Annotated in this window: 3 protein-coding genes; 1 reads left to right on the top strand and 2 read right to left on the bottom strand. The window is 73.9% G+C overall.

The annotated features are described in order from the left end of the window. Together DVA66_RS18095 and DVA66_RS18100 are read right to left on the bottom strand one after the other, a co-directional pair. Positions 1 to 708, bottom strand: a 708-nt coding sequence (locus DVA66_RS18095) for a M16 family metallopeptidase (RefSeq protein WP_198671919.1), incomplete at its 3' end; no start/stop codon positions are given. Then, positions 705 to 2,000 carry a M16 family metallopeptidase gene (locus DVA66_RS18100; RefSeq protein WP_232822051.1) on the bottom strand — a complete coding sequence of 432 codons (1,296 nt, stop codon included), beginning with the start codon at positions 1,998 to 2,000 and terminating at the stop codon, positions 705 to 707. The genes DVA66_RS18100 and DVA66_RS18095, both read right to left, overlap by 4 nt. 183 nt (positions 2,001 to 2,183) lie before the next feature. Here DVA66_RS18100 and DVA66_RS18105 point away from each other — a divergent pair, with 183 nt between their 5' ends. Next, entirely contained in the window at positions 2,184 to 3,701 is a 1,518-nt protein-coding gene (locus tag DVA66_RS18105) for an MFS transporter (RefSeq protein ID WP_114561295.1), read from the top strand. Positions 3,702 to 3,767 lie beyond the last annotated feature (66 nt).

A 3,767-nucleotide genomic window follows, 5' to 3' on the forward strand; every position in this document is an offset into this window, starting at 1 on the left:
CCGGCCGCCGTCCCAGCCGCCGAGGTGCGCGGCGACCAGGTCGACCGGCGGCTCGGGCAGGTCGCCGGCCAGCACCAGGGTGGCGCCGGCCGGGCCCATGGTGGCGTGGAAGGCGGCGACGTCGTCGGGGGTGATGGCAGCGACCGTCTCGGGCTCCCCGCCGTTGAGCCGGTGCGCCCGGGAGCCGGGCTGCCACAGCCGGCGGCGCAGCCACCGGTCGGCGGTCCGGGCCGAGTTGGCCTCCAGCTGCTCGATCTCGGCCAGCCGGAGCGCGACGTGGCGTTCGACGTCGGTGGCGCGCAGCTCGGGGGAGCGCAGGGCCTCGGCCAGCAGCGGCAGCGCCTCACCCACCCGGGTGGTCGGGGCGTCCAGCATCAGCTGCTGGCCGCTGAGGGAGAGCGAGGCGCCGAAGGCCGCGCCGGAGGCCTCCAGCCGTTCGGCGAACTCCTCACCCGGGTGGGCGGTGGTGCCCTCGTCCAGCGTGCGGGTGGTGATGGTGGCCACGCCCTCCAGCGCCGGCGGCTCCGCGCTGAGCGGCAGCGGCAGGACGAGGGTGGCGGCCAGGACGTACTGGCCGGGGACGCGGTACCAGAGCACCCGCAGCCCGTTCTCGAGGGTGACGTCGGCGGTGGGCTCGGGGAAGCGCCACCGCGGCGGCGGCAGCACCGCGGGCGGCGTGGGTGCGTGGGTGCTCGCGGTGCTGGTCATCGGGTCTCCCGGAGGTGGACGAGGGTGGCACGGTGCGCGGGGTCGAGCCAGGCCGCGGCGGCCTGGCGCACCGCGTCGGGGCTGACCGCCCGCACCCGCGCGACCCGTCGGTTCACCTCGGTCGGGTCGCCGAGCAGGGTGGCGGCCCGGCCGAGGTGGTCGGCGCGGGCGTCGATCCGGCTCAGCGCCTGCAGCCAGGCCCGCTCGTGCTGGGCCTTGACCCTTTCCAGCTCCTCAGGCGTGGGGCCGTCGGCGCGCAGCCGCTCCAGCTCGGCGAGCAGGGTGTCGGTGACCCGGTCGATGGCCACGCCGTCGCGGGCGCGGGCGGCCAGGTAGCCGAAGGAGGTGCCGCCGATCAGGCCGAGCGAGGCCGCCGTGGCGGACTCGGCCAGCTGCTCGCGGCGGACCAGCCGCTGGTGCAGCCGGGCGGTCTGGCCGTCACCGAGCACGCCGAGGGCGAGGTCGAGGGCGTCGAAGACGTCGGTGTCGAGGGCCGGCAGCCGCCAGCTGAGGTGGACGGCGTCGGCCGGCAGATCGGCCCGCACCTCCTGGTGCGGCTCGCCGCTGATCGGCGGCAGCGGCGCCGGCCGCGGGTGCGGCGGGCGGACGGCGTCGCTCAGCCCGCCCAGCTCGTGCTCGACCACGGCCAGCGCGCGCTCGACCGTGACGTCGCCGACCACGGTGAGCACGGCGTTGCTGGGCAGGTAGTGGGTGCGGAAGAAGTCGCGGACGTCGTCCAGCGAGGCCGCGTCGAGGTCGGCCATCGAGCCGATCGTGGTGTGGCCGTAGGGGTGGTGGGCGGGGAAGGTCAGCGCCACCATCCGCTCGAGAACGTCGCCGTAGGGGACGTTGTCGTAGCGCTGCCGCTTCTCCTCCTTCACCACCTCGCGCTGGTTGTCCAGGCTCTCCTGGGTGAGGGCGTCGAGCAGGGTGCCGAGCCGGTCGGCCTCCAGCCAGACCGCCAGCTCGAAGGCGCCCACGGGCACGGTCTGGAAGTAGTTGGTGCGGTCGAACCAGGTGGTGGCGTTGGCGGTGCCGCCGCAGCCCTGCACCAGGGCGATGTGCTCGCTGCGGGCCACATTCGCCGAGCCCTGGAACATCACGTGCTCGAACAGGTGGGCGAACCCGCTGCGTCCGGGCACCTCGTGCCGGGAACCGACGTCGTACCAGAGGTTGACCGTCACCACCGGCGCCGCGGTGTCCGGGCTGACCACCACCCGCAGGCCGTTGGCCAGGGTGTGCTGGGAGACCGGGTAGTCGAGGGTCGTCGCGGCGGCGGGTGGAGGAGGCACGGGGCACATCACAGCACGGACCTCCACACCGGCCCAGCCGGGGCCGCCGGCGGCGGGATGGAAAACGTCCTGACGGTTGTCGGTGCCCGGTCCTAGGCTGCTGCCCTGCCCGGAGGGGGCCGGCCGATGAGTCCACGCGGTGAGGCCGGTCAACCCCCCGAGCACACGCCCGCTGGAGGACACATGAGCAGCAGCCAGGGGCCCGCGACCGGGCCCGACGACACTCCCACCGCACCGCGGCTCGACCTGCGTAGCAGCCGCGGCCGCACCTTCGCCCACCTGCTGGCCAACACCGCCGTGGCCGCCGTCATCAACATGACGGTCTGGTTCGGCATCACCTTCTGGATCTTCCTCGAGACCGAGTCGGTGCTGGCGACCGGCATGATCGCCGGCATCTTCGTGCTCGCCACCGCCACCACCGGCATCTGGTTCGGCAGCGTCGTGGACCACCACCACAAGATCCGGGTGATGCAGGTGTCCTCGCTGCTCTCGCTGGCCTTCTACGGGGCGGCGCTGGCGCTCTACCTGCTGGTTCCCGAGGGCACCTTCTCCGACGTCGCCAGCCCGCTGCTGTGGGTGTTCGTGGTGGTGGTGATGGGCGGGGTGATGGTGGGCAACCTGCGCACCATCGCGATGCCCACCCTGGTCACCCTGCTGATCCCGCCGGAGACCCGGGACCGCGCCAACGGCCTGGTCGGCACCACCACCGGCGTCTCCTTCCTCGTCACCTCCGTGATCTCCGGGGTGCTGGTCGCCGCCGGCGGCATGCTCTACGTGCTGCTGCTCGGCGCGGTGATGATGGTGGCCGGGCTGGTGCACCTGCAGACGATCACCCTGCCCGAGCGCGAGATCGCACCCCAGCAGGACGGCACCAGCGGCGCGGCTGCCACCGGCGTGGTGGACGAGGCCACCGGCCGGGTCGACCTGCGCGGGACGATGCGCCTGGTCGGCTCGGTGCCCGGGCTGCCGGCACTGATCGCCTTCACCTGCTTCAACAACTTCCTCGGCGGGGCGTTCATGGCGCTGATGGACGCCTACGGCCTCTACCTCGTGCCGGTGGACGTGTGGGGCTTCCTCTGGGGCGGTCTGAGCACGGCGGTCATCATCGGCGGGCTGCTGGTGGCCCGGGTCGGGCTGGGGAGCAACCCGCTGCGGCTGCTGCTGCTGGTCAACCTGCTGGCCTGGACGATCACCATGCTCTTCCCGCTGCGGTCCTCGATCGTCATCCTCTCGGTCGCCATGTTCGTCTACATGCTGGCGATGCCGTTCGCCGAGGCGGCCGAGCAGACCATCCTGCAGCGGGTGGTGCCGTACGAGCGCCAGGGCCGGGTCTTCGGTTTCGCCCAGAGCATCGAGCAGGCGGCCTCCCCGCTGACGGCCTTCCTCATCGGGCCGATCACCCAGCTCGCCGTCATCCCCTGGATGACCGACGGCCGCGGCGCGCAGCTGATCGGCGGCTGGTTCGGCACCGGGGCCGACCGCGGCATCGCGCTGGTGTTCGTGGTCTCCGGGGCGCTGGGTGTGGTCGCCACCCTCGCCGCGCTGGCCAGCCCCTACTACCGCCGGCTGTCGCGGGCCTACCAGCAGAGCGCCCCCGCACCCGGGGAGGCGGAGGCCGCCGAGGAGGCCGCCACCATCCCACCGCAGGGCGCGGTCACCGGCCAGACGGCGCCCCAACCGGGCGGCGCCGCCGTCGACTGAGCGGGTCACCCGGATGGCAGGCTGACCCCGTGCCCGAGCCCACCCGCCCCGCCGCCCGTCCCGACC

Source organism: Desertihabitans aurantiacus, from assembly GCF_003344635.1.
Classification (GTDB): domain Bacteria; phylum Actinomycetota; class Actinomycetes; order Propionibacteriales; family Propionibacteriaceae; genus Desertihabitans; species Desertihabitans aurantiacus.

Excerpts from the sequence above, each read along its gene's own strand:
- DVA66_RS18105 (WP_114561295.1), top strand. The coding sequence starts at position 2,184 with ATGAGCAGCAGCCAGGGGCCCGCGACCGGGCCCGACGACACTCCCACC.